15 protein-coding genes are annotated in these 23,844 nt (G+C 66.2%); 8 read left to right on the top strand and 7 right to left on the bottom strand.

Annotated features, from left to right (window positions below; translation table 11 throughout):
* Positions 1 to 75: 75 nt before the first annotated feature.
* The 3 genes from NS355_RS04710 to NS355_RS04705 all read right to left on the bottom strand — a co-directional run bounded on the left by NS355_RS04710 (position 76) and on the right by NS355_RS04705 (position 3,490).
* Positions 76 to 1,983: a HAMP domain-containing methyl-accepting chemotaxis protein gene (locus NS355_RS04710; RefSeq protein WP_058744634.1), complete on the bottom strand. Its 1,908-nt coding sequence runs from the start codon at positions 1,981 to 1,983 to the stop codon at positions 76 to 78.
* A gap of 194 nt (positions 1,984 to 2,177) precedes the next feature.
* Positions 2,178 to 2,375, bottom strand: coding sequence for a hypothetical protein (locus tag NS355_RS19190; RefSeq protein ID WP_153008043.1), 198 nt, complete (start codon positions 2,373 to 2,375; stop codon positions 2,178 to 2,180).
* Between the two features lie 53 nt (positions 2,376 to 2,428).
* A complete protein-coding gene (locus tag NS355_RS04705) occupies positions 2,429 to 3,490 on the bottom strand; it encodes an SDR family oxidoreductase (protein ID WP_058744633.1) in 1,062 nt (353 codons plus the stop codon).
* A 94-nt stretch (positions 3,491 to 3,584) separates the two neighbouring features.
* On the opposite strand from NS355_RS04705, the gene NS355_RS04700 reads away from it, so the two are divergent.
* Both NS355_RS04700 and NS355_RS04695 read left to right on the top strand, forming a co-directional pair.
* Entirely contained in the window at positions 3,585 to 3,965 is a 381-nt protein-coding gene (locus NS355_RS04700) for a winged helix-turn-helix transcriptional regulator (protein ID WP_058744632.1), read from the top strand.
* Between the two features lie 45 nt (positions 3,966 to 4,010).
* On the top strand, positions 4,011 to 4,283 hold the full coding sequence (locus tag NS355_RS04695) for a hypothetical protein (RefSeq protein WP_058744631.1): 273 nt from the start codon (positions 4,011 to 4,013) through the stop codon (positions 4,281 to 4,283).
* A gap of 14 nt (positions 4,284 to 4,297) precedes the next feature.
* On the opposite strand, the gene NS355_RS04690 is transcribed toward NS355_RS04695, so the two are convergent.
* On the bottom strand, positions 4,298 to 7,537 hold the full coding sequence (locus tag NS355_RS04690) for a PAS domain S-box protein (RefSeq protein WP_058744630.1): 3,240 nt from the start codon (positions 7,535 to 7,537) through the stop codon (positions 4,298 to 4,300).
* 198 nt (positions 7,538 to 7,735) lie between these two features.
* Between NS355_RS04690 and NS355_RS04685 the strand changes: the two genes are divergently transcribed.
* A complete protein-coding gene (locus NS355_RS04685; RefSeq protein ID WP_058744629.1) occupies positions 7,736 to 9,571 on the top strand; it encodes a cation:proton antiporter in 1,836 nt (611 codons plus the stop codon).
* A complete protein-coding gene (locus tag NS355_RS04680) occupies positions 9,568 to 10,212 on the top strand; it encodes an OmpA family protein (protein WP_058744628.1) in 645 nt (214 codons plus the stop codon). The genes NS355_RS04685 and NS355_RS04680 overlap by 4 nt, the downstream gene beginning before the upstream one ends.
* Here the strand turns inward: NS355_RS04680 and NS355_RS04675 are convergent, their stop codons facing one another.
* The 3 genes from NS355_RS04675 to NS355_RS04665 form a co-directional block, all read right to left on the bottom strand.
* Positions 10,213 to 11,187: a DUF6607 family protein gene (locus NS355_RS04675; protein WP_058744627.1), complete on the bottom strand. Its 975-nt coding sequence runs from the start codon at positions 11,185 to 11,187 to the stop codon at positions 10,213 to 10,215. It abuts the gene before it with no gap.
* Positions 11,188 to 11,200: 13 nt separating this feature from the next.
* Complete coding sequence (locus tag NS355_RS04670) at positions 11,201 to 13,372, bottom strand: TonB-dependent hemoglobin/transferrin/lactoferrin family receptor (protein ID WP_058744626.1); 2,172 nt, start codon at positions 13,370 to 13,372, stop codon at positions 11,201 to 11,203.
* A gap of 337 nt (positions 13,373 to 13,709) precedes the next feature.
* A complete protein-coding gene (locus NS355_RS04665) occupies positions 13,710 to 15,965 on the bottom strand; it encodes a glycoside hydrolase family 3 N-terminal domain-containing protein (protein WP_058744625.1) in 2,256 nt (751 codons plus the stop codon).
* A 181-nt stretch (positions 15,966 to 16,146) separates the two neighbouring features.
* On the opposite strand from NS355_RS04665, the gene NS355_RS04660 reads away from it, so the two are divergent.
* The 4 genes from NS355_RS04660 to NS355_RS04645 all read left to right on the top strand — a co-directional run bounded on the left by NS355_RS04660 (position 16,147) and on the right by NS355_RS04645 (position 23,843).
* Positions 16,147 to 17,199, top strand: a complete 1,053-nt coding sequence (locus tag NS355_RS04660; protein ID WP_058744624.1) for a LacI family DNA-binding transcriptional regulator — start codon at positions 16,147 to 16,149, stop codon at positions 17,197 to 17,199.
* A 4-nt stretch (positions 17,200 to 17,203) separates the two neighbouring features.
* Positions 17,204 to 20,287, top strand: coding sequence for a TonB-dependent receptor (locus tag NS355_RS04655; protein ID WP_244489557.1), 3,084 nt, complete (start codon positions 17,204 to 17,206; stop codon positions 20,285 to 20,287).
* A 62-nt stretch (positions 20,288 to 20,349) separates the two neighbouring features.
* Entirely contained in the window at positions 20,350 to 21,825 is a 1,476-nt protein-coding gene (locus NS355_RS04650) for a glucoamylase family protein (RefSeq protein ID WP_084787514.1), read from the top strand.
* 164 nt (positions 21,826 to 21,989) lie between these two features.
* A complete protein-coding gene (locus NS355_RS04645; RefSeq protein ID WP_058744623.1) occupies positions 21,990 to 23,843 on the top strand; it encodes a PAS domain-containing sensor histidine kinase in 1,854 nt (617 codons plus the stop codon).
* The last annotated feature ends 1 nt before the right edge of the window (position 23,844 follow it).

Genomic DNA, 23,844 nt, shown 5'->3' with positions numbered 1-23,844 from the left:
GACGGGACGGCCCGATCGAACGGCGGGCGCTTTCCCCATCCGGCTCCCGGCTTCCGCCGGGGATGCGTCCGCCCGTCAGGCGGCGCGGCCGAAATCGGCGTCTTCACCGTCCGGGCCGCCGGTCGACATGTCTAGCGCAAAGCCGCGGATGCGGGCCTGTTGGTCGGCGACCGCGTTTGTGCGGGCGGCGGGCTTGGCCTTTTTGGCGGGCGTGGCCGCGCGTGCCGAGGCGGATGGGCGGCCTGCGCTGCGCTTGCCGCTGTCGATGCGGAAGAAGGCGATGTTTTCCTCCAGCTCCTCGGCCTGACTGGCGAGTTCCTCGGAGGTGGCCGAAATCTGCTCGGAGGCGGCGGCGTTCTGCTGCGTGACCTGATCGAGCTGCTGGATCGCGGCATTGATTTGGGTCGCTCCGATATCCTGTTCGCGGCACGCGGCGCTGATCTCGGCGACCAGCTCGGCGGTGCGGCGAATGTCGGGCACAAGCGATCCGAGCATCTCCCCGGCCTGCTGCGCCGCCGCCACCGTGTCGGAGGACATGCCGCTGATCTCACCCGCCGCGACCTGGCTCCGTTCGGCCAGCTTGCGGACCTCGGCGGCCACGACCGCGAAGCCGCGACCATGCTCGCCCGCGCGCGCCGCTTCGACCGCGGCGTTCAGCGCGAGCAGGTCGGTCTGGCGCGCGATTTCCTGCACGATGCCGATCTTCTCGGCGATGGTGCGCATCGCGCCGACGGCCTTCTGCACGGCCGCGCCGCTCATCTCGGCATCCTGCGAGGACTGGCGGGCGATCTTTTCGGTCTGGCTGGCATTGTCGGCATTCTGTTTGATGTTCGCCGCCATCTGCTCCATCGAGGCAGAGGCTTCCTCGGCCGCTGCCGCCTGTTCGGTCGCGCCCTGTGACATCTGCTCCGACGACGAGGACAGCTGCTGGCTGCCCGCCGCGACATTCTTGGCGGCCAGCGTGGCGTCGCCGACGACACCGCGCAGACGCTCGATCATCATGACCAGCGCCTGGCCCAGCGAATCCCGGTCCGAAAGCGGCCGGTGGTTGACGGTCAGGTCGCCGCCCGCAATCGTCTCGGCCAGTTCCGCCGACTTGCGCAGGTTGGTGGTCATGCGGATCAGGGCGTGGCCCAGAAGGTCCTTGTCCGACAGCGCCTGGTGATCGATGCTCAGGTCACCCTCGGCGATGGTATCGGCCAGCCGTGCGCTCTGGCGCAGATTGACGGTCATGTGGTTCACCGTGTCGACCAGATCCTTGATCTCGTCATTGGTGGTGACCGTCACCTCCTGTTCGATATCGCCGATGGCCACCGCCTCGATCGCGACCGAAATCCTCTTCAGACCCTGCGACACGATCCGGGCGATCCATACCGCGCCAACCAGCGCGATCAGCAGCGCGAGGCCCGAAATGACGAACAGCGTGTTGCGCGCGCTGTTGTAGATGGCGTCGGCATTCTGCTTGGCGGCGTCCATATCGGTCTTGGCATTCTTGACGAGTTGCATCGTCCCTTCGCTGATCTTGGCAGCCAATTCGCGCGATTTCGTCATCGACAACGCACCGGCTTCTTCGTTGTGATTGGCCAGGCCCAAGCGGCGGACCGTGTCATTGATGGGCAGCCACGCCGTATAGTCGTTCTTGATCTCGGCCCAGATCGGTCGGCCCGCCGGCGTCGCGGTCGCCAGGCCGGTTTCGATCAGCGACGTTATGTCCGTGCGAGCCCGCATCAGGTCGCCGTCGAAAACGCGCATCTGTTGATCATCGGACGACAGTGCGAGGTTCTTTTCCATGCGAAGCGCATAGCTGATGCGCTCGTTCAGCGTTTCGGCACGATCCAATCGGGCCACCGGGCCAGTGACGAGCTGGGTCGTGACATCGTTCATTTCGCTCAGCTTCGAGGCAGCGAGGGCCGCCATGCCCAGCAGCAATGTGAGCACAACCGCGAAGGTCGCGCCCAGTTTGAGTTTGATGGTGGCCCGCATGATATTCCCCGTTTGTGACATTGACCTGCGTCAAGCCCGGTACCGGTCACATGGAAATTTCTAACACTTTATAAATCGATTGCCGTCCGGCCAGCGGGGATCAAGCGGGTTGAGCGATAGATTCGTCGCCCGTGATGCATCGGTGCCCCGAGGCAAAATGGTATGAAATTGGTCATTATTTGATCAAACCGACGCTAACATGCTGAAAATTGCGCCACGGTCCGAAATTGATTGATGATAGCGTTATCATAGATCATTGAATATTGTTGTTGCCTCGGCATCAGTTGGAAGTCGGGCTGTGAGCCAAAAATATTTTTTGCCCACGCCACCCGCAGTCCGTTTGTGAGGCGGGCGGCGACGGAGTTGGCGGCAACGCCGAAGGACCGAATCATGGTGCTAACCCCTCGACGCTGCCGGATTTGATGGTTCTCCCTTGCATCCCTCCTTACGGAATCAGGCGGTCGTCACGGAGTCGTTCGAAGAGCGCGAAGAAGGCGTCGTCGGTCGGCTGATAGCCGGTGAAGCCCAGCCGTCGGCTCTTGGACATATCGGTCACGACCTCGACCGGGCGGCCCAGATCGGCATCGGTGTGCCAGGGCGAGGCGAGGCGGTTCAGATCCGGTTCGACCAGCCCCTCCCGCGTGGCGATCTCGCGCCATAGCGCCGCATCGTTCGCCATCTGCTGCTCCAGCGGCCGCACGATGCCGTCGAACGGCGCGGCCTCGACGCCGAACCAGTCGGCGATGCGGCCCCACATCCACTGCCACCGGAAGACGTCGCCATTGACGACGTTGAACGCCTCGTCATGCGCCGCCTCTGTCTCCGTCGCCCAGAGAAGATGGCGGGCGAGTTGCCCGGCGTCGGTCATGTCGGTCAGCCCCGACCACTGCGCGGCGGAGCCTGGGAAGGCGAAGGGTCGCCCCGTCTCTCGGCACAAGGTCGCATAGACCGCCAGCGTCGTGCCCATGTTCATGGCATTGCCGACCGCCAGCCCGATCACGGTATGCGGGCGATGCACGCTCCAAGTAAAGCCGTCGCGCTCGGCGGCGGCAAACACCTCGTCCTCCTGCGCATAGTAGAAATTCTCGACGTCCAGCCGACCCTGTTCCTCGCGGAACGGTGTCTGCGGCAGCGTGCCTTTGCCATAGGCCTCGAACGGACCGAGATAATGTTTGAGGCCCGTGACCAGGGCGACATGGCGCGGGCCGGTGCCCCCGCGCAGCCCGTCGAGCAGGTTGCGCACCATCGCGGCGTTGACGCGGATATTCTCCGCCTCGCTGTCCTGTCGGGCCCAGGTGGTGATGAAGACCGCATCGGGGTTCACATCGCGCAGCGCCGCCGTCGTCGCGCTCGGGTCCTGAAGATCGGCGGCGACCGGATGCACGCCCGCCTGTGCGGTCGGCCGGCGGGCCAGGCCATGGACGGTCCAGCCCTGTTCCACCAGCAGCGCCGTCGTCGCGCTGCCGACGATCCCGCTCGCGCCCACCACCAATGCCGTCTTCGCCATAAAAGCCTCCTTTGTCAGGGGTTTCAGCTAGGCATGGGTGGACAGCACTTCCAGACGGCACCATCTGGGGCCCCAGGCACCAGAAGGTAACCATATGCAGCCGGGATCACGCGACGAGGAATGGCGGGAGGATTGCGCCCCGCGCCGCGTGCTGGAGCTGTTCGCGACGAAGTGGACCAGCATGGTGTTGCATACGCTGCATGCCCGCCATGGCGGCGTCGCCCGGACGGGCGTTCTCCAGCGCAGCCTGCCGGGCATCTCGAAGAAGATGCTGACCCAGACGCTGCGCGACATGGAGGGCAGCGGGCTGCTGACCCGCCATGTCCAGAGCAGCATGCCGCCGATGGTCGAGTACCGCCTGAGCGATCTGGGTCAGCGCTTCGTCGAGCCGGTGGAATTGCTCTATGGCTGGGGCCGCAACAATGCCGATGCGCTGGACAAGTTGGTGCCCCGCCCGCGTTCGCGCCGGGCCTGAGCGCCGATTTGCCTCGAGCCGGGATCGGGGGCAGCGTGCAGGGCGATGGAGAAAGCTGAGAAATCCGACGATTATGCACGCGGGCGGCGCGACGGCCTGCGGCTGGCGCTGTCGATCCTCGAGGCGGAGGAGGCCAAGTGGGAGGCGTTGCTCGGGGAAAGCCCGTCCTGGCGAACCAATGCGACCCGATCGATCCGGCACAAGGCGTATCAGGTCGCGCGCAAGCGGGTGCAGACGGCCCTGAACCGGCTGCTCCCCAAGGGTGACAGCGCGCTTCCGGTCGAGATCGCGACGATGATCGAGCGGGTCGGGCTATAGGGGCAGGGCGCGGTTCAGCCCGACAGCATCTCGCCGACGCGGCGTTCCAGTTCCAACACGTTGAACGGCTTGGTCAGCACCTCCATGCCCTCGTCCAGATGGCCAGCGCCGACCGCGGCATTGGCGGCATAGCCGGTGACGAACAGGATCTTGAGTGTTGGGCGAACCGCCCGGCCCGCATCGGCGACCTGACGGCCGTTCAGTCCACCGGGCAAGCCGACATCGGTGACGAGCAGGTCGATCCGTTCGTCCGATCGGAGCAGCGAGACGCCCATCGGACCGTTATCGGCGGTCAGCACGCGATATCCGGCATCGCGCAATACCTCGCCGACCAGATCGCGGATCGCGCCTTCATCCTCGACGAGAAGGACCGTCTCCCCGTCGTGCGCGCGGTGCCGGTTCGTGGCGGTTTCGTTTCGATCGGCCAGTTCATGCTCACCGGGCAGGCGGGGCAGGTATAGTCGCATGGTGGTGCCGGTGCCGACTTCCGAATGGAAGCGGACCTGGCCGCCCGACTGGCGGACGAAACCATAGATCATCGACAGGCCCAGCCCGGTGCCCTCGCCGATCGGCTTGGTGGTGAAGAAGGGGTCGAAGACACGCGCCATCACCTCGGGCGTCATGCCGGTGCCGGTATCGGTGACGCAGAGCGAGACATAGTCGCCTGCGGGCAGGTCCTGCGCCGCCGCCGCGCGGGCGTCAAGCGTCCTGTTGGCGGTCTCGATGGTCAGCCTGCCGCCCTCGGGCATGGCGTCGCGTGCGTTGATGCACAGGTTCAGCAGCGCGCTTTCCAGTTGCGGTGCGTCGACCAGGATCGGCCATACGCCCGGCGCGGAAACGAACTTTACTTCGATGGCCGGACCGATGGTGCGGACGATGATGTCCTCCATCCCTGCGATCAGGCGATCGACATCGGTGGGCTTGGGCGCCAGCGTCTGTCGCCGCGAAAAGGCGAGCAGACGCTGGGTCAGCGCGGCGGCCCGGTGCGCCCCGTTCTGCGCCATGGAGATATAGCGGTCGAGCTGGTCGTGCTGCCCCCTGGCGATCCGCATGGCGAGCAGTTCGAGGCCGCCCGTCACCGCCGTCAGCAGATTGTTGAAGTCATGCGCCAGGCCGCCGGTCAGCTGGCCTACCGCCTCCATCTTCTGCGCCTGGCGGAGCTGTTCCTCGGCCTGCGCCAGCGCGAGCGCCTGTTCCTTCTGCGCGGTCACGTCGCGGCCGGTGGCATAGGTCATGTCGCCGGCAGGCGCTGCGTTCCAGGAAATCCAGCGGATCGAGCCGTCCTTGTGACGATACCGGTTCTGCACCACCGGCTTGCCGCCGTTCGCCGCCAGTTCATAGGCATATACCGTGTCGTCATGATCCTCGGACACGACGAATTCGTTGACGTGACGGCCGACCAGTTCGGCCTGATCATAGCCCAGAAGATTGGTCCAGGCCGGATTGACCCGCCGGACCACGCCGTGGAAATCGATGACCAGCATCAGGTCGGGCGAGGTATCCCACATGCGGTCGCGCTCGGCGGTGCGTTCGGCGACCTCGTCCTCCAGCGTCTCGTTCATCCGCTGCAGCGCTTCCTCGGCCCGCTTGCGCTCGGTGATGTCGATCGACGAGCCGACCAGTCCGACGACATGGCCCGCCGCATCGCGGAACGGGGCCTTGGTCGACAGCCATGTCGCGTGCGTTCCGTCCGGGAAGTCGACCTGTTCCTCCAGGACTTCGGTCCGACCTTCGGCCATGACCCGCTGGTCATTGGCCATGACGATCTCCGCCTGCGCCCGGTCGTCCAGGAATTCCAGATCGGTATGCCCGATGATCGCCTCGATCGGCTTGCCGACCAGTTCGACGGTCCCGCGATTGGCGGCGAGCATCCGCCCGCTGCTGTCCTTGGCATAGACGACGCCCGGCACCGCCTCCATGACCGCCGCGAGCATGGCATTGGCGTGACGCAGGGCATCCTCGGCCTCGCGCCGGTCGGCGATGTCGATGACCGAGCCGATATAGCCCAGAAACTCGCCATCCGGGCCGAAACGCGGCGAGGCGGCATCGATCGCCCAGCCATAGGACCCGTCCGCCCGGCGCAGGCGATAGTCGATGCGGAACGAGGTATGCGTCGTATTGGCCTGGCCGAAGATACGCTCCGCCTCGGCCCGGTCGTCGGGGTGGGTGGCGTCGAGCCAGCCATAGCCCAGCGCTTCGTCACATGTCTGACCGGTATATTCGTACCAGCGTCGGTTGAGATAGGTGCAGACACCGTCCGCATCGGTGATCCACATCATCACCGGCGCATGGTCCGCCATGTTGCGGAACCGGTCCTCGCTGTCGACCAGCTCGACCCGCGCCCGCGCCAGCTCGGCGTCCCGGGCGCGGTCCTCGGTCTCGTTCCGGCCGATCTTCAGATAGCCGATGATCCGGTCGCCGCCGTCCCTGATCGGATGGGTCGTGCCGTTGAGCAGCACGAGCGCGCCGTCCGGTTTGCGGTGCCAGCGCAGGTCCGGCGCGCAACCCTCCGCGGCGGCACGGGCCATGTGCCGGACCGGAATGCCGTCGGCACGGTCCTGGGGGCCGTAAATCTCGTCGATGGAGCGGCCGATCGCGTCCCCGTCGCGCCAGTCGAAGATGGCCTGCGCCCCCGCCGACCAGCTGGTGATCCGCCGATCGGTGTCGGTCGCGATGATCGCATAGTCTCGCGCGCTGTCGAGGATCAGACGCATCCGTTCCTCACTGGCCCGCAGGGCCTCATTCTGTCGGTCGAGGTCCTGGACGGAGCGGCGCAGATCGAGTTGCGCCATCACCTGCCGCGCCAGCACGCGCAGCGTTTCCTGCTGCACATCGGTGAAGGCACGCGGCCGATGGTCGAGGACGCAGAGCGTGCCGATCGCCAAACCGTCCCCGGTCTTCAGCAAGGCGCCCGCATAGGCCCGGATATGCGGGGACCCCGTGACCAGCGGATTGCAGGCGAACCGCGCATCCTCGCGCAGGTCGGGCACGATCAGGAAATCCTCCTCCAGCAGCGCATGCGCGCAGAAGGAGCTGTGCAGCGGCGTCTCGCGCACGCCCAGGCCAACCTCCGCCTTGAAGAACTGGCGTCCTTCGCCGACCAGGTTCACGACCGCGATCGGCGTATCGCACAGCCTGGCGGTCAGCGCAGCGAGTTCGTCGAAAGTCGGCTCGCGCGGCGTGTCCATCACGCCATAGCGATCCAACGCCGCAAGCCTGCGTCTCTCGGGCGCGTCGCTGTCGTTACGGTCCATCGATGATCCGGCCATGGCGTTGAGGTGAAAGGGGCGCCGAAACTACCGTCTTGCGACGCCGGCGCAACTGTAGGCGGCGGACCAGCCCTTGGATATGCTTCAGGTCAAGCGCGCTCCCTTTTCGGCGGATCGTGCCCGGCGTGCCGCATTTGGCGGGGCGGCGGTTACCTTTGGTGGGCCCATGAGTTACACGGCACCATGGAACAACAAGCACTTGTTTTCGCGCTGATCGGTGTTCTGGGGATCGGTGCGCAGTGGATTGCGTGGCGGACGGGGTGGCCCGCCATCGCCCTGATGCTGGCCGCAGGCGTCATCGCCGGGCCGATCACCGGCCTCATCATTCCCGAACACACCTTCGGCGATCTGCTGGAGCCGATGATCTCGGTGGCGGTCGCGCTGATCCTGTTCGAGGGGGGGCTGAGCCTCAATTTCCGCGAGTTGCGCAAGACCGAAGGGGCCGTCACGCGGTTGATGGCGATCGGCATCCCGCTGGGCTGGGTATTGGGGTCGCTGGCCTGTTATTATGTCGCGGGGCTGGTGTGGCCGGTGGCGATCCTGTTCGCCGGTATCCTCGTCGTGACGGGGCCGACCGTCGTCATTCCCCTGCTACGCCAGAGCAATATCGCGGCTCGCCCGCGTGCGATCCTGAAATGGGAAGCGATCGTCAACGATCCCTTCGGCGCGCTGTGCGCCGTCATTACCTATGAATATCTGCGCCGCGTCGACGAGGGCGGCACGCTGGCGTCGGTCGTCATCGCGCTGCTGGGCGCGGCGGTGGTGTCGGGGCTGATCGGCTATGGCATGGCGCGCGCCATCGCCTGGGCCTTTCCGCGCGGCCATGTGCCCGAATATCTGAAAGCCCCTGTGCTGCTGGTGGCGGTGATCGGCACCTTCGTCCTGTCCAACCTGATCCAGCAGGAAACCGGGCTGCTGGCGGTGACGGTGATGGGCATCGCGATCGCCAATATGCGACTGGACTCGCTGCGCGACATTCATCCGTTTAAGGAGAATGTGACGGTCCTGCTGATCTCCGGCGTGTTCGTGCTGCTGTCCGCCTCGCTGGATTTCGAGGTGCTGCGCCTGTTCGAATGGCGCTTCGCCGCCTTCCTGTTCGCGCTGATGTTCCTGGTCCGCCCGGCGACCGTGCTGATCGCGTTGGCCTTCAGCAAGCTGCCCTGGAACGAACGGCTGCTGATCGCGTGGATCGCGCCGCGCGGCGTCGTCGCGGTGGCGGTGTCGGGTCTGTTCGCGCTGCGCCTCGACCAGCTGGGCTATGGCAACGGCAATATCCTCGTGACCCTGTCCTTTGCGGTGGTGGTCGCGACGATCATCGCGCACGGTTTCAGTATCCGCCATGTCGCGCGCTGGCTGAAGGTGACGGGGGCCACGCAAAAGGGGCTGCTGATCGTCGGCAGCACGCCGTGGAGCATCTCGCTCGCCCGCCAGATCCATTCGCTGGGCCTGCCCGTGATGATCGTCGACACCAGCTGGCAGCGTCTATCGGCTGCACGTCAGGCGGGGATCGAGACCTATCATGGCGAGATCCTGGCCGAGACGACCGAGGAGCGGCTCGACCTCACCCAGTTCCAGGTGCTGGTCGCGACGACCGAGAACGAGGCGTATAACGCGCTGGTCTGTAGCGAGTTCGCCCACGATATCGGCCGGGATTCGGTCTACCAGCTCGGCGGCAGCGGCGACCATGAGGATCATCGCCGCCTGCCCGAAGCCCTTCGCGGCCGCGCGATGTTCACCGCCGGGCACGGCGTCGAGGACATTCTGCGGCGCGAGGCGGCGGGCTGGACCTTCCGCAAGACGCGGATCAGCGAGCAGTTCAAGTTCGACCATGCCCGGTCGATCCTGCCGGACGAGGCCGACATGCTGCTCGTGCTGCGCAAGGACGGGGTGATCCGCTTCTTCACCCATGCCGCCCGGCCGGTGCCGCAAAATGGTGATATCGTCATATCCTACGGCCCCTCGCGTCACGGCGATCCGGACGCTAATCAGGTCCTCGAAACGGGAGAGGTAGTCGCATGACGATACCGACAGGAACCATCCGGTCCGCGCGCGCCGTCGCGACGGCCCTGATCGCGCTGGGCATCACCGCCTGTCAGCCAAGCCGCGAACCGGCCGCGAATGAAGTCGCCGAAGCCCCGGCCAATGTCGAGGCCGAGAGCAATATGACTGTGCCGGGCAACGCTGCGACAGCGGCCGAACCCGAAGAGGCCAAGAAATCGATCATCCGCCCGGATGTCGAACCTTCGCCCACCCCGACCCCGCCCGCCGAGCCGGTCGAACTGACCGTTCCGTTCCCGGCCAAGGGCGCCCAGCCGGATCCGGCGGGAATGGCCTTGCTCGACACGCTGGCCGCCGATCCCGTGCTCGCACTGGGCGGGCCGATCACCATCTGGGGACATAGCGACTCCTCCGGCTCGGATGCTTCCAACCTGATCGCCTCGCGCAAGCGGGCCGAGGCGGCGCGGGACTATCTGGTCAAGAAGGGCGTCGCGGCGGAGCGGATCACCGTCATCGCGCTAGGCGAAGCGCGGCCGATCGCTCCCAACCGCAAGCTCGACGGATCGGACGATCCCGAGGGGCGCGACAAGAACCGCCGGGTCGAGATCAAGGTGGACCTGCCCAAGGCCGCACCGGCGGCCGAGGGCAGTGATCCGTCCTGATCATCCAATCCGTCTGGTGTTCCGATCGATCAGCGCGGTCGCCTCGGCCGTTCCGGCCGCGCTGGTCATCTTGCCCGACCGGATGTCGTCGGCGATAGTCAGCAGACGACCGCTGATGACCGTCCCGGTTTCCGCCTGCTCCTGAATCGCGATGCCGCCCTTCGTGTCGGCCACCCGGCTCCAGGCCGCGCGCACGGCGGACCAGTAATCCTTCGTCTTGGCCCAGTAATTGTCGGCCGCCTTCCCATCAAAGCCATCGAAGCGATCATAGGTGTTCAGCACCGATTCCTGGACGATGGGGACGAGCTTGCCGTCCTTCAGGCCCATCTTCATATTGTCCTGCCAATGCACCCAGCCGGTCGGCGTCGGCTGGTGCCGGTTGATCGCGTAATAGCGGTCATAGACCGGATGGCGCACGGCATCGCGGCGGGCCAACGGCCGCCACGTCCAGTTGGATCGCCAGCGGCGGACACCGCCTTGCGTCTCGAACTGGCCCCATCCGGCATAACGCGGGCTGTCATCGACCTGATAGACCGTCTGCGACCAGCGCCCGGCGCGCATCCGTTCGGGCACGGCCTCCCACACCCATTTGCCCTGGCCCGCATAGACCAGCACGCGCGAGGGCTGGTAATCCCAGTCCTGTCGCCAATGCTTGATGACATGGGTTTCGCCGCCATGCTCGACCACCAGCAGATGCTGGAGCGCGATATGGTCGGGCGTGTCCTCGATCACGCGAACGACCTCGTTTCCGCCCGAAATCTTGCGGTCGAGGGGCGTATAGCCTGCCGCCCAGGGCGTCGTTTCCTGCATGTCGAAGCGGACCTTATAGGTTCCGGCCATCGCCAGGATGTCGGCGCGGTCGGCGGCCTTGGCGGCCTGTGCCTCGACGGCGGTCTGGCGGAGAGGGCCGTCAGCCAGGGCGGGGGCGGGCAGCAGCGCGAGCGCCGCGACGATCAGCATCGAACGGTTCTTCATCGGACAGACCTTTTCAGAAACGGAGGGTGAGCGAGGCGCTGGCATTGCGGCCAGGCTGGGTGAAGGCGATGGGCGGCACGTCGGAGGCGCCTGTGGGCAGGGGGCGCGGCACGCCGAGGCCCCGCACGTCGGACCACCAGGCATAGGTGGCGTTGGTCAGGTTGAAGATGCCTGCACGCAGCGTCAGCGCGTCCGTCACCCGGGCGAACAGCGTCGCGTCCAGGATCGTGAAGGCGGCGGGTCGGAAACATTCCGTACTGCACAAGCCGGTGGTGTCCCGGGCCGCCTTGCGCGTGCTGTGCGTCATGATGACCTGGCCGCCGAAGCGCCCATGATCCGGCTCGCGCCAGCCGATGCCCATCACCAGCTTGAGCGGATCGACGGTGGCGAGCGGCCTGCGGCTGTCATTGGCGGCGATCTGTTCGCCCTCGGCATAGGACAGGGCGATCTGCCCGGTCAGGCCGTTGCGCGCCCGCCCCTCGAAGCGGGCCTCCGCCCCCTTCACCTTGGCGCGGTCGAGATTGACGAACTGGTACAAGGCGGGGTCGGCGGGCGTGAAAGTGCCGCCCACGACCTCCTGGCTGATAAAGTCGCGATAATCGGCCCGGAAGACGCTGGCCGACAGGTCGACGGCCTCGCTGTTCAGGCGCAGTCCCGCCTCGATCGCCTCGCTGGTTTCCGGGCGAAGGTTCGGGTTGGGGATCGAGGTATAGCCAAAGGCCAGGTTCGAGAAGAACTGGTTGATCTGCCCCGGCTCGGGCGCGCGGAAACCGCGCGCATAGCTGGCGAACAGGCGCAAGGCGGGGGCGAGGGTCAGGACCGCGCCGATGCGCGGGCTCAACCGGTCCGCCGACTGCGCGGCGCCGACAAATCGGGGCAACAGCGGATCGCGATCGGGCGACAGGCGATACCAGTCGTAGCGTAGGGCGGGATGCAGCGTCAGCGGCCCGATTCCGATCTCATCCCCGACAAAGGCCCCGGCCAAGGTGAAGTCGGTCGTCGGAAAGGCGCGTGTCGGGAAGGTCTCGCCTGCCGGCGGGACCGTGCCGTCGCGCAGCCCCCGCTGGCGCAGCACGCTGATATCGGCACCCGTCACCAGCCGGTGGGTGACCGGGCCGGTCGAAAAGCCCAGCCGTATCTCGCCCGATCCGCCATAGACGCGGTTTTCCAGCGTATTGAGCCGGGTGCGGTCGGCCAGAGTCACCCGGTCCTCGGCGCTGAACTGGCGGTTGTCCGCGTCCTGTACATAGGCGGCCGCGCGCGCGGACTGGACGAGCCCGGCCCCGTCATAGGTCCAGTCCAGCCCGGCGCGCCACCGCCTGCCCGTGTCGCGCGCCTGCAATCCCGCGACATTGCGGTTGATGCCGGTCAGCACATCGGTTTCGATGCGGTTGTCGAGATACTCGCCGGTGGCGCGCAGGCGATGTCCGGGCGCGACGTCCCAAACCAGCTTGCCGAGCAGCGCATTGGCGCGGCCATCCTGCGGATTGGGCGCGGTCCGGGTGACGCCGGTCCCTTCGACATCGCCCTTGTTCTTCAATTCGGAAAAGTCGCGCCGCGTATAGGCCAGCATCGCCGACACCGCGCCCGAGCGCCCCGCGACGACCCCCGAATGGGCAAATTCCTCGTCCGCCGAACTATACTGCGTCCGCAGCGAGCCGCCGAACGCCTTGTCGCCCAAAATGTCGGCGGGATCGCTGGTGGTGAAACTCATCGCCCCCGCCAGACCATCGCTGCCGTACAAGGCGGAGGCAGGCCCCCGCAGGAACTCGACCGACTTGATCAGGCCCAGATCGACATAGTCGCCGCGCCCGACATCCTGCGCGCCGAAGCTGAAGCCATAGGGGACACGGACGCCGTCGACCTGGATCAGGACGCGGTTGCCACCGATGCCACGAACGACGAAGCCCTCATTTCCCGCGCGCCCCGTCGTACCCTGCGCCGCGCCGAAGCGGGTGGGTGCACGCCGGACGCTGATCCCCGGTTCGAAGCGGACCAGATCCTTGATGTCGGTCGCGAGTTCATCCGCCATCTCATCGGCGTTCTTGACCGAGACAGTCACCGGAGCATCCTGCACCTGGATCGGTATGCGGGTTGCGGTGACGACGACATCACGCTGCTCCGTCGCGTCTTCGTCGCGCACAGGCTGTCCCAGCGCTGCCATCGCGGCCAGCGTCAAAAACATGAATTACCCCTTTAGATATTAACAATCATTCGCATTAATCGGCGGCGGTGCAGCTGCGCAATCAAAATATGCGAATGAGTTGCATTATTCTTTGTGGGTTGTCGTTCTGCTTGGGTCGATATGCGGGGGCGAGCAAGACGACATGAAATGAACGCCCCCCCCGTCAGGGGAGGGGCTCGCGTCGGTTTTATGCAATGTCATCACGATCGGACTGGCGTCGGCTACGGCGTCTCGGGACGCGCTTCGGCGCATGGCGGCGGAGTGCCGCAGCGATCCGGCCCCTCTCCAACGCGGAGCGGCAAGCCAGCCCAGCGTTGGAGAGGGGAGGGCGACGCAATCACGCCAAGGTGAACATGCCCGCAAGCCCCTCGGCCTCGGCGGATGGCGCGACCCAGAGGCGGAAGACGCCGGGTTCGGTGGTCGGCTTCAGGTCGCGACCGGTGAAGGACAGGTCGGCGCGGGTAAGGGTGAAGGTCACCTCCTGTCGCGCGCCCGGCGCCAAGGTGACGCGGGTAAAGGCCTTCATCACGCGCACCGGCTGGGTCACGCTGGCCACGACGTCATGGATATAGAGCTGCACCACTTCGGTCGCCGTCATGCGACCGGTATTGGTGACGGTCGCGCGGATCGTCAGGGGAGTATCGCCCATTGTCGGGCTGCTGAGGCGCAGGTCCGAATAGGCCATGGCGCCATAGGTCAGGCCGTGCCCGAACGGGAACAATGCGCTGTTCGGATGATCGCGGAAGTGCGCTTTATAGGGCTGCAAGGCGCCCGGCGGATTGGGGCGGCCGGTGCTGTGGTGCGCATAATAATAGGGCACCTGCCCGTTGGCGCGCGGGAAGGATACGGGCAGCCGCGCCGAGGGCGACACCGCGCCGAACAGGATGTCGGCGATGGCGGGGCCGTCCTGCGACCCCAGAAACCATGTCACCAGCAGGGCAGGGGCCTTCGCCACCGCGCCGGTCAGCGCCAGCGCGCGCCCGGTGCGCAGCAGGACCACATAGGGCTTGCCCGTCGCTGCGATCGCCTCGGCCAGTGCCTGTTGCTCAGGGGGTACGGTGATCTCGGTGCGCGACTGCGCCTCGCCCGACATATTCTGTGTCTCGCCGATCGCGAGAACCACGATGTCGGCGGCCCGCGCCGTGGCGACGGCACGCGCCACATCGCTGCCATCGTCCAGGGTCGCACCGGGAAGCGCCTCACGCACCGCCGTGACCAGATCGACGGCCTCGCGGTCGGTGCCATAGACGTTCCATGGCCCGATCAGGTCATGCCCGCCGCCCGCAAAGGGTCCGATCAATGCGATCCTCTTGCCGGAGCGGGGCAGGGGGAGCAGGTCGCCCTCGTTACGCAGCATGACGATGCTGCGCGCGCCCGCCTCGCGCGCCAGCGCTAGTGTCGCGGGGGTGCGAATCTGCGTCTTTTCGCGCGCCGGGTCGATGCGGCGGAACGGGTCGTCGAATAGCCCGAGTGCGACCTTGAGCGCGAGCACGCGGCGCACCGCCTCGTCCAGTCGGGCCAGCGGCACTTCGCCCTTCTCGACCAGATCGGGCAGATATTTGAGATACAGGCCGCTCTGCATCGACATGTCGACCCCGGCCAGGAAGGCCAGCCGCGCCGCGTCGCGTCCGTCCTTGGCAAAGCCGTGCGCGATCAGTTCCTCGTCGCCGGTATAGTCGGAGACGACGAGCCCGCCGAACCCCCATTCCTTGCGCAGGACGGTATCGAGCAGCCATGGGTTGCCGGTGGCGGGTATCCCCGACAGATCGTTGAACGAGGCCATCACGGTCGGCGCTCCGGCCGCGAACGCCGCCTGGAAGGGCGGGAAATAAATGTCACGCAGCGTCCGTTCCGACACGTCGACGCTGTTGTAATCGAGCCCGGCCTCGCCCGCGCCGTAAGCCACGAAATGCTTGGCGCAGGCGGCGACGGCATCCGGCGCGGCGAGGCCGCTGCCCTGAAACCCCTGGACGCGCGCCGCCGCCATCAACCGGCCGAGCAGCACATCCTCGCCCGCTCCCTCTACGCCCCGCCCCCAGCGGGCATCGCGGGCGATATCGACCATGGGGGCAAAGGTCCAGTCGATCCCCGACGCCGCCGCCTCGACGGCCGCCGCGCGGGCGGTCCGGCGCGCCAGATCGGGATCGAAGCTGGCCGCGTCGGCGAGCGGCACCGGGAAGACGGTGCGCAGACCGTGAATGACGTCAGCGGCGAACAGCAGCGGGATCTTCAACCGCGATCGGCGCACCGCCTCGGTCTGCATCCGACGCGCCATTTCCGCGCCATTGCCGTTGAACACGCCGGTCAGTTCACCCCGGCGCACCATGCGCAATTGCGTGTCGAAGCTCGACGCCGCACCCGCCGGGTTGAGCGAGGTCGCCGCGCCCCCCGCCCAGGCGGCGGCCAGCAGATTGAGCTGTCCCGCCTTTTCGGCGAGCGTCATGCGCGGGATCAGCGCCTCGACCGTCGCGGGAAGCGGTCGTTCGGCAACGAGGGAGAGCAGGGCGCGGGCCGGACTGGCCGACCATGCCAGCGTCGCGCCCGCCCCGGCCAGCCATGCGCGCCGTGAAATCCGCCGATCCTGCCCGTCCATCCTGCTCCCTTTCCCTGTCATTTCCATGCCGTCTACGCCGTTGCCCGGATCATATTCCAGGCCGCCATCCAGATTTCGTTACGCCGGCCAATCGACCGATTGATTGTCATCTCCGCTTCATGTAAGCGGTTTCTGTAAGCGGTTACAAGCCTGCGATACAGAGAGGATGCTTCCAACGGCCATGTCGCCTGCCCGACCTGATTCTGCCCCGGCGACGCGCGGTGCCCATGCGACGATCCATGACGTCGCGCGGGTGGCGGGCGTTTCGGTCGCGTCGGTGTCGCGGGTGTTCAACGGGCGCGACCATGTCCGCGCGGAGATGCGGACACGGGTCGAGGACGCGGCGGCGCAACTGGGTTATGTCCCCCATGCCGGAGCACGCAGCCTGAGCATGGCGCGGACCGGCGCGATCGGCGTGGTGCTGCCCGATCTGCACGGCGAATTCTTCTCCGAACTGCTACGCGGCATGGACCGGGAGGCCAGCACGCGCCGGTTGGGGCTGCTGCTGACCGTGCTCCATGACGGGCGCGGGCTCGACACGCTGACGGCGCTGCGCGGGCAGGTCGACGGGCTGGTGGTGATGGCCCCCGAACTCGATCCGGATGTCCTGGCGCGGCATATGCCGCGCGGGCTGGCGGCAGTGTTCCTGGCCTGCGCGCCGCAGGTCGGCAGCCTGAACCTGCGCATCGACAATCGCGCCGGGGCCGCCGCCGCCGTGAGGCATCTGGCGGCGGGCGGGGCGAAGCGGATCGTCCATATCTCCGGCCCGGCAGGCAATCTCGATGCGCAGGAGCGCCGCGCGGGCGCCGAGGCCGCCGCCGCCGAAGCAGGTGCGACCCTGAGCGTGATCGAGGGCGACTTTCTGGAGGCCAGCGGCACCATGGTCGGCGAACGCGTCGCGGCGGGAACGCTGGAGGCGGATGCGATCTTCGCGGCCAACGACATGATGGCGATCGGCGCGATGATGGCGCTGAAGCGCCACGGCGTCGCGGTGCCGGAACAGGTGGCGGTCGCCGGGTTCGACGACATTCCATTGGCAAGGCTGGTGAGCCCGGCGCTGACCAGCGTCGCGATCGATATCGCGGCGATGGGTGCGCGCGCCGTGGCGCAGCTTGCCGCACGGATCGCGGGCGCGCGCGAGCAACCTTCGGGAGACGCATCCACCGGGGCGGACGAGGTCATCGTCCCGCATCTGATGGTGCGTGAGACAACAAGAGAAACGGACAGGGGATAGGTTTATGACACGGAACGCTTTCAGGCTGGCGCTTGCCGGGGCGACGATGCTGGCGGGGCTGGGGACCGCGATGATCTGGAGCGCGCCCGCCATGGCGCAGGCCGGGCAGGCGGCGCTGCGCGGCGTGATCCGCACCGCGCCCGACAACCCGCTGCAGGACGTGACCCTGGTCGAAGTCGACACCGGCTTCCGCCGCACGGTCGTGCCCGGCGCGGACGGCAGCTATAATTTCCCTTCGCTGCGGGCGGGCGCGTACCGGCTGGAGATCCGCCTTCAGAAGGGCACGCGCAATTCTGATCAGTTCACCCTGCGCGTCGGGCAGAATGCCGGGCTCGACCTCGACCTGACGACCGCCCCGGCACAGGCCCAGCCCGCGCCCGGCGACAACACTGCCGGTGAAACCGCGCCGCCGCCTGCCGAGGCGCAGCAGGGCGATATCATCGTCACCGGTAGCCGCATCCGTTCGCTGTCGGGTGGTCAGGTCGGCATCAACATCACGCCGCGCCTGATCGAGCAGCTGCCGCAGAACAGCCGCAACTTCCTGGCCTTCGCCGATCTCGCACCCGGCGTGCGCTTTATCGAAAGCTCGGACGGCAGCTCGCGCATCCAGGGCGGGGCGCAAGGGTCCAACTCGGTCAACGTCTTCATCGATGGCGTCAGCCAGAAGGATTATGTGCTGCGCGGCGGCCTGACCGGCCAGGACAGCTCGCCCGGCAACCCGTTCCCGCAGCTCGCGATCGGTGAGTATCAGGTGCTGTCGTCCAACTATAAGGCCGAACTGGACCAGGTCAGCTCGGTCGCGATCATCGCGGGCACCAAGTCGGGCACCAACGAATTCCATGGCGAGGGCTTTTTCGACTTCACCAATCAGAATCTGCGCGACCGTCGCCCGACCGAAATCTATCCCGCCAAGATCGCCAAGATCCCCTCGGAGGACAAGCAGTTCGGCGTCGCGCTGGGCGGCCCGATCGTCAAGGACGTCGCGCATTTCTTCGTCAGCTATGAGGGCAAGCGGCGGCAGGTGCCGATCGACATCCTGCCGACCAACGGCGTCGCGGTGTCCAGCCTGCCCGCGCAATATCGCGACATTTTCGGGTCGTTCAACTCGAGCTTCCGCCAGGACCTGTATTTCGGCAAGATCGACCTCGAGCCGACCGACAAGGATCTGGTCGAGCTGACCGGCAAGTATCGCAACGAGACCGGCGTGCAGATCGGCAACGGCAATGCCGCCTTCTCGACCCGCACCCTGAGCAAGGTGAACGAGAAGCGCGGCATGCTGCGCTGGCAGCATAGCGAGGACTCGTGGATCAACGACGTGCGCGTCTCCTATGAGGATGTCGCCTGGTCGCCGCAGCCCGCCGAGAACGGCATCGGCCAGCAGTTCCGCACCACGACACGCAACGGCAGCAGCGTGTCGACCTTCGACCTGTTCCGCACCGGGGCCGGGCTGGGCTTCCAGGACAAGGGGCAGAAGGGCTGGACCGTCCAGGACGACTTCACCTGGACCGGGGTCGAGAACCACACGTTCAAGGTCGGCGCGAAGGCGAAGTGGGTGACGCTCAACTCGCTGGAGCAGAATCTGATTAATCCGCTCTATCTCTATGACACGACCTTGCCCTCGGCGAGCGGGTTCAACGACCAGATTCCCTACAGCCTGCAATTCGGCGCGAACGGGAGTCTCGGCGATCCGCGCATCCGGTCCAAGAACTTCCAGCTCGGCCTCTATGCGCAGGACGATTGGGACGTGACCGACCGGTTGACGCTGAACCTCGGCCTTCGCTGGGATTATGAGCGGACCCCGGCCTTCCTGAACTATGTGACCTCCGCCGAGAACGTCAACGCGGTGTCGCCCGCCAACTATCCGAACCTCGTCAACGCCGATTACAAGATCAGCGATTATATCTCGACCGGTAGCAACCGGAAGGCGTTCAAGGGCGCATGGCAGCCGCGCGTCGGCTTCACCTATCGCCTGGACGAGCAGGGCCGGTTCGCGGTGTTCGGCGGCTATGGCCGGTCGTACGACCGCAACCAGTTCGACTTCCTCCAGCAGGAACTGTCGAATGGCCGTTTCCAGCGCCGCGAGTTCCTGTTCCAGGGTGCCGACACGATCAATCCGTGCACGCCCGGACCGAACTGCATCCCCTGGAACCCGATCTACCTGACCGAGGCGGGTCGCCAGCAGCTGATCGGCAATGGCAGCCCGGGCGGGCGCGAGTTCCGCTTCATCAACAACGACCTGAAGGTCCCTTATTCGGATCAGTTCAGCCTGGGGCTACGCGGGCGGTTCAATCCGGTCGAGCTGGAGGTCGGCTATACGCGGATCGTCAGCAAGGACGGCTTCGTCTATCTGCTCGGCACGCGTCGCGCCGACGGGTCCTTCTTCGCGCCGTCGCCGACCACCGGCGCGCCGCAGGGGCCGAACACCAGCTTCGCGCCCAGCGGTTACGGCGCGATCATCCTGGGCGACAACGGGCTGGAGACGCGTGCGGACTCGGCCTATGCCAAGCTGACCAAGGCCTATTCGGCGGCCTCGCCGTGGAGCATCGACGCCACCTATACCTTCACCGCGGCGGTGGATAACCGGCCGAACAACGACCAGTCGTCCTACTTCCTGCTCGATTTCCCCAAGGCGTCGGATTACCCGATGCTGCGCTCGGGCGTGGTGCCGCGTCACCGCTTCGTGGTGGCGGGCAGCGTCGACACGCCGCTGGGCGTGACGATGTCGGCGAAGTTCCAGATCGAGAGCCCGACCTTCCAGCGTGCATTGCTCGACACGGCGACCCCGTATCAGCGGACGCTGGTCGGCTCGGAAGTGTTCGGGCTGGGCGATCGCTGGGGCCGTCGCCAGCTGGACCTGGCGTTCACCAAATATGTGCCTCTGAAGTTCATTAGCGACGCAACGCGCATCCGCTTCCGCGTCGACATCATCAACGCGATGAACGACCGCAATTACGTCGACTACAACAACGACCCGAGCGACACGACGCGGACCCCGGGCTCGCCAAGCATCTACCGGGAAAGGTCGACCTACAGCATCGGCGGCAATCCGCCGCGTACGGTAAAGCTGTCGGCAGGCTTCAACTTCTGATGCGTCCTCCGCCGTCACCCCGGCCAGTGCCGGGGTGACGGTACAGATTCGAGAATAACCGCATGACGTTCGATCGACGGGATATCCTGCGCGCCACGGCGCTGGGCGGGGCGGGGTGGCTGGCGGGGTGCACCGCCGGGCCGCTTGCGCCGAAGCGGGCGCCGCTGCTGGCTTTTCCGGGAGAGCTGCCCAGGGTCGGCACTACGCCGGCAAGCGCCAGCGACCCGTTGATGGACGATATCCAGCGTCGGACCGTCAGCTATTTCTGGAACACCACCGATCAGGTGACGGGCCTCGCCCCCGATCGCTGGCCGACCCCCAGTTTCGCCTCGATCGCGGCGGTAGGCTTTGCGCTGACCACCTATCCGATCGCGGCGACGCGCGGCTGGATTACCCGAGCCGCCGCCGCGCAGCGCACGCTGGCCACGCTGCGCTTCTTCGCGAACGCCCCGCAAGGGCCGGACAAGGAGGGGATGACCGGCTATAAAGGGTTCTTCTATCATTTCCTCGGCGTCACCAAGGGGCATCGTTTCGCCAGGACCGAGCTGTCGACGATCGATACCGCGCTGTTGCTGGGCGGCGTCCTGTTCGCGCAGACCTGGTTCGATGACGAGGCCGATCCCGCCGAGCGGGAAATCCGTGGGCTCGCCGACCAGCTCTATCGCGCGGTCGAATGGGACTGGATCACGCCGCGCAAGCCGTTCGTCTCGATGGGCTGGCATCCCGAGAGCGGGTTCATCGGCTCCGACTGGAATATCTATAACGAAAGCCTGATCCTATACGTCCTGGCGCTGGGCTCGCCGACCCATGCGCTACCGCCGACGACCTGGGACGCGTGGACGGCCAAGTTCGACCCGTCCTGGGACGAGAAATACGACAATCCCTTCACCGCCTTCCCGCCGCTGTTCGGGCATCAGTACAGCCAGGTCTGGATCGACTTTCGCGGGCTGATGGACACCTATTCCAAGCGGCGCGGGTTCGATTATTTCGAGAATAGCCGCCGCGCGACCTATGCGCAGCGCCGTTATGCGATCAACAATCCGGCGGGTTGGCGCGGCTATGGCGAGAATGTCTGGGGGCTGACCGCGTGCGATGGGCCGGGGGATTTCGTCCGGGAAATCAACGGCCGCAAGCGTGAGTTCTTCTCCTATTCGGCGCGCGGTCCCGGCGATCGCGACGACGGCACGATCGCGCCCACCGCCGCGCTGGGCTCGGTGGCCTTCGCACCCGAAATCGTGCTGCCTGCCGCGCGGGCGATGTATTCGACCTATGGCACCGCCATCTACGACCGCTACGGTTTTCGCGACAGCTTCAACCCGACGCTGACCCTGACCGACGTCAAGCTGCAGCATGGCAAGGTGGTGCCCTATATCGGCTGGGTCGCGGACGACTTCCTCGGTATCGACCAGGGGCCGATCGCCTGCATGATCGAAAACTGGCGCAGCGGCCTGATCTGGAAGACGATGCAGAAGAACCCCTATATCCGCGCCGGGCTGGAACGGGCCGGGTTCAAGGGTGGCTGGCTTTCCCCGGCATAGCCGGTGTCTTTTTAGCGACCCCGGGCCCCCGTGGAGGCATCGGCGTGCCTGGCGGGTCGGTCGGGTTGCTTTATCTCTGGCCTGGGTTGGGTTAGTCCGTTCCCCCATAGGGTGGCAGCAAGCGCATGACGGCTTTCTGATCAACAGCCGGGGGCGGACGACATATGGATTTTGGCAAGGACGAAGGCAGACCGCCCGAGCATGGCCCGATGATGACGGAGCGGGTGCGCGCCCATGACTGGGCCGCCTCGTCGGTCGGTGCCATGGCGGACTGGCCGCAGAGCCTGTGCACCGCTGTCGACCTCATGCTCCATGCCGGTCAGGCGATGTGTCTGATCTGGGGGGCGGATCGGATCCAGATCTATAATGATGAATATACACGGATTTTGGGCGACCGCCATCCTGCCGCCCTGGGGCGGCCCGCCAGCGAGACATGGCCCGAGCGATGGGACGTCCTCCACCCGTTGATCGACCGCGCCCTTTCCGGCGAGCGTGTCGCCGTCCGCGATCAGCCGGTCACCATGACCCGGGACGGCGTCGACGAGCAAAGCTGGTGGGATTTCGCCTATTCGCCGGTTCACGATGAAAGCGGGCGAATCGCGGGGCTGTTGAACATCTGTTCGGACGCCACCGAGCGAGTTCGCGCCTTGCGCGATCGAGACATGGCGTTCGAGAATCTGCGGGAACGCGAATCCTTCACCGGCAGCGTCCTTGCCAGCTCGACCGATTGCATCAAGGTCCTCGATCTGGAGGGCAGGCTGGCCTTCATGAGCGATGGCGGGCAGCGGGTGATGGAAGTCAGCGACTTCAATGCCATCGTCGGCTGTCCGTGGCCCGATTTCTGGACGGGTAACGGCAATCGGGATGCCAAGGCTGCCCTGGAGGCTGCGCGCGCGGGCCAGTCCTCCAGCTTCATCGGTCGCGCCAGCACCATGAAAGGCAACTGGAAATGGTGGCATGTTGCGGTCAGCCCCATTTTCGACGCCGATGGGCGTTGGGACCGTATCCTGTCGGTCTCGCGCGACATCACCGAATTGCGCGAGAGCGAGGAAGAGCGCGACCGCTTCGTCCGGCTGGTGGAGAACAGCACCGATTTCGTGGCAATGGCCCATCTCGACGGGCGCATATTCTACATGAACGACGCCGCCCGCGGCATCGTCGGGCTGGAGGACGTGGACTATACCACGCTCTCGATCGCCGATTTCTTCCTGCCTGACGCCCTCGAAATCGTGATGCACGAAGCGCTCCCGGCCGTGGCCGAGCGGGGAAGCTGGTCGGGTGACGTGCTCTTCCGGCATTTCGGAACCGGCGAGCTGATCCCGATGCTCTATTCGGTTTTCCCCATCACGGATGCGAGCGGCGAAATGGTCGGATACGGGACGGTCACCCGCGACATTCGCGAGCGTAAGCAGGCCGAGGAGGATATGCGGTACCTCAACGGCGAACTGGCCCATCGCCTGAAGAACGTGCTCACCGTCATCCAGTCGATCGCGCAGCAGACGTTGCGCAATTCGCCCGATACCCAAACCGCCGGAAAGGCCCTGTCGGCACGCCTCGTCGCGCTGGGCGGCGCGACGGATATCCTGACCGGCAAGTCGTGGCGATCCGCCGACCTGCGCGAATTGGCGGAACGCACGCTGGCCCCGCATGGCGGCATCGGGGAACGGATCATCATCGACGGTCCGCCGATCGTCCTGCAACCGGAAGCCAGCATGGCCTTTGCCCTGGCGCTGCACGAGCTGGCGACGAACGCCGCCAAATATGGTGCCCTGTCGAACGATATGGGCATCGCGACGCTGCACTGGTGGGTGGAGGGACCGGACGACGACGCACGGCTGTCCGTGCAATGGTCGGAGCGTGGCGGGCCGCCTGTCATTCCGCCGCAGCGCAAAGGCTTCGGTTCCGTCCTGATCGAACGATCGCTCCGTTCCTATTTCAAGGAATTGTCCGCGACGGATTACCGTCCCGATGGATTGATCCTGAACCTGAGGGGGCGCCTGGCCGACGCCGCCCTCTGAA

This window comes from Sphingomonas yabuuchiae, from assembly GCF_001477495.1.
Lineage (GTDB): Bacteria > Pseudomonadota > Alphaproteobacteria > Sphingomonadales > Sphingomonadaceae > Sphingomonas > Sphingomonas yabuuchiae_A.
Note: the sequence above shows the minus strand (reverse complement) of the source record. Positions and strands in the feature narration are given on the sequence as shown.

Bases quoted from the DNA above. Each gene is read 5' to 3' on its own strand.
- NS355_RS04675 (WP_058744627.1), bottom strand. From the start codon at position 11,187: ATGAAGAACCGTTCGATGCTGATCGTCGCGGCGCTCGCGCTGCTGCCC.
- NS355_RS04655 (WP_244489557.1), top strand. From the start codon at position 17,204: ATGACACGGAACGCTTTCAGGCTGGCGCTTGCCGGGGCGACGATGCTG.
- NS355_RS04680 (WP_058744628.1), top strand. From the start codon at position 9,568: ATGACGATACCGACAGGAACCATCCGGTCCGCGCGCGCCGTCGCGACG.
- NS355_RS04650 (WP_084787514.1), top strand. From the start codon at position 20,350: ATGACGTTCGATCGACGGGATATCCTGCGCGCCACGGCGCTGGGCGGG.
- NS355_RS04710 (WP_058744634.1), bottom strand. From the start codon at position 1,983: ATGCGGGCCACCATCAAACTCAAACTGGGCGCGACCTTCGCGGTTGTG.
- NS355_RS04665 (WP_058744625.1), bottom strand. From the start codon at position 15,965: ATGGACGGGCAGGATCGGCGGATTTCACGGCGCGCATGGCTGGCCGGG.
- NS355_RS04670 (WP_058744626.1), bottom strand. From the start codon at position 13,372: ATGTTTTTGACGCTGGCCGCGATGGCAGCGCTGGGACAGCCTGTGCGC.
- NS355_RS04695 (WP_058744631.1), top strand. From the start codon at position 4,011: ATGGAGAAAGCTGAGAAATCCGACGATTATGCACGCGGGCGGCGCGAC.
- NS355_RS19190 (WP_153008043.1), bottom strand. From the start codon at position 2,375: ATGATTCGGTCCTTCGGCGTTGCCGCCAACTCCGTCGCCGCCCGCCTC.
- NS355_RS04645 (WP_058744623.1), top strand. From the start codon at position 21,990: ATGGATTTTGGCAAGGACGAAGGCAGACCGCCCGAGCATGGCCCGATG.
- NS355_RS04690 (WP_058744630.1), bottom strand. From the start codon at position 7,537: ATGGACCGTAACGACAGCGACGCGCCCGAGAGACGCAGGCTTGCGGCG.
- NS355_RS04660 (WP_058744624.1), top strand. From the start codon at position 16,147: ATGTCGCCTGCCCGACCTGATTCTGCCCCGGCGACGCGCGGTGCCCAT.
- NS355_RS04685 (WP_058744629.1), top strand. From the start codon at position 7,736: ATGGAACAACAAGCACTTGTTTTCGCGCTGATCGGTGTTCTGGGGATC.
- NS355_RS04705 (WP_058744633.1), bottom strand. From the start codon at position 3,490: ATGGCGAAGACGGCATTGGTGGTGGGCGCGAGCGGGATCGTCGGCAGC.
- NS355_RS04700 (WP_058744632.1), top strand. From the start codon at position 3,585: ATGCAGCCGGGATCACGCGACGAGGAATGGCGGGAGGATTGCGCCCCG.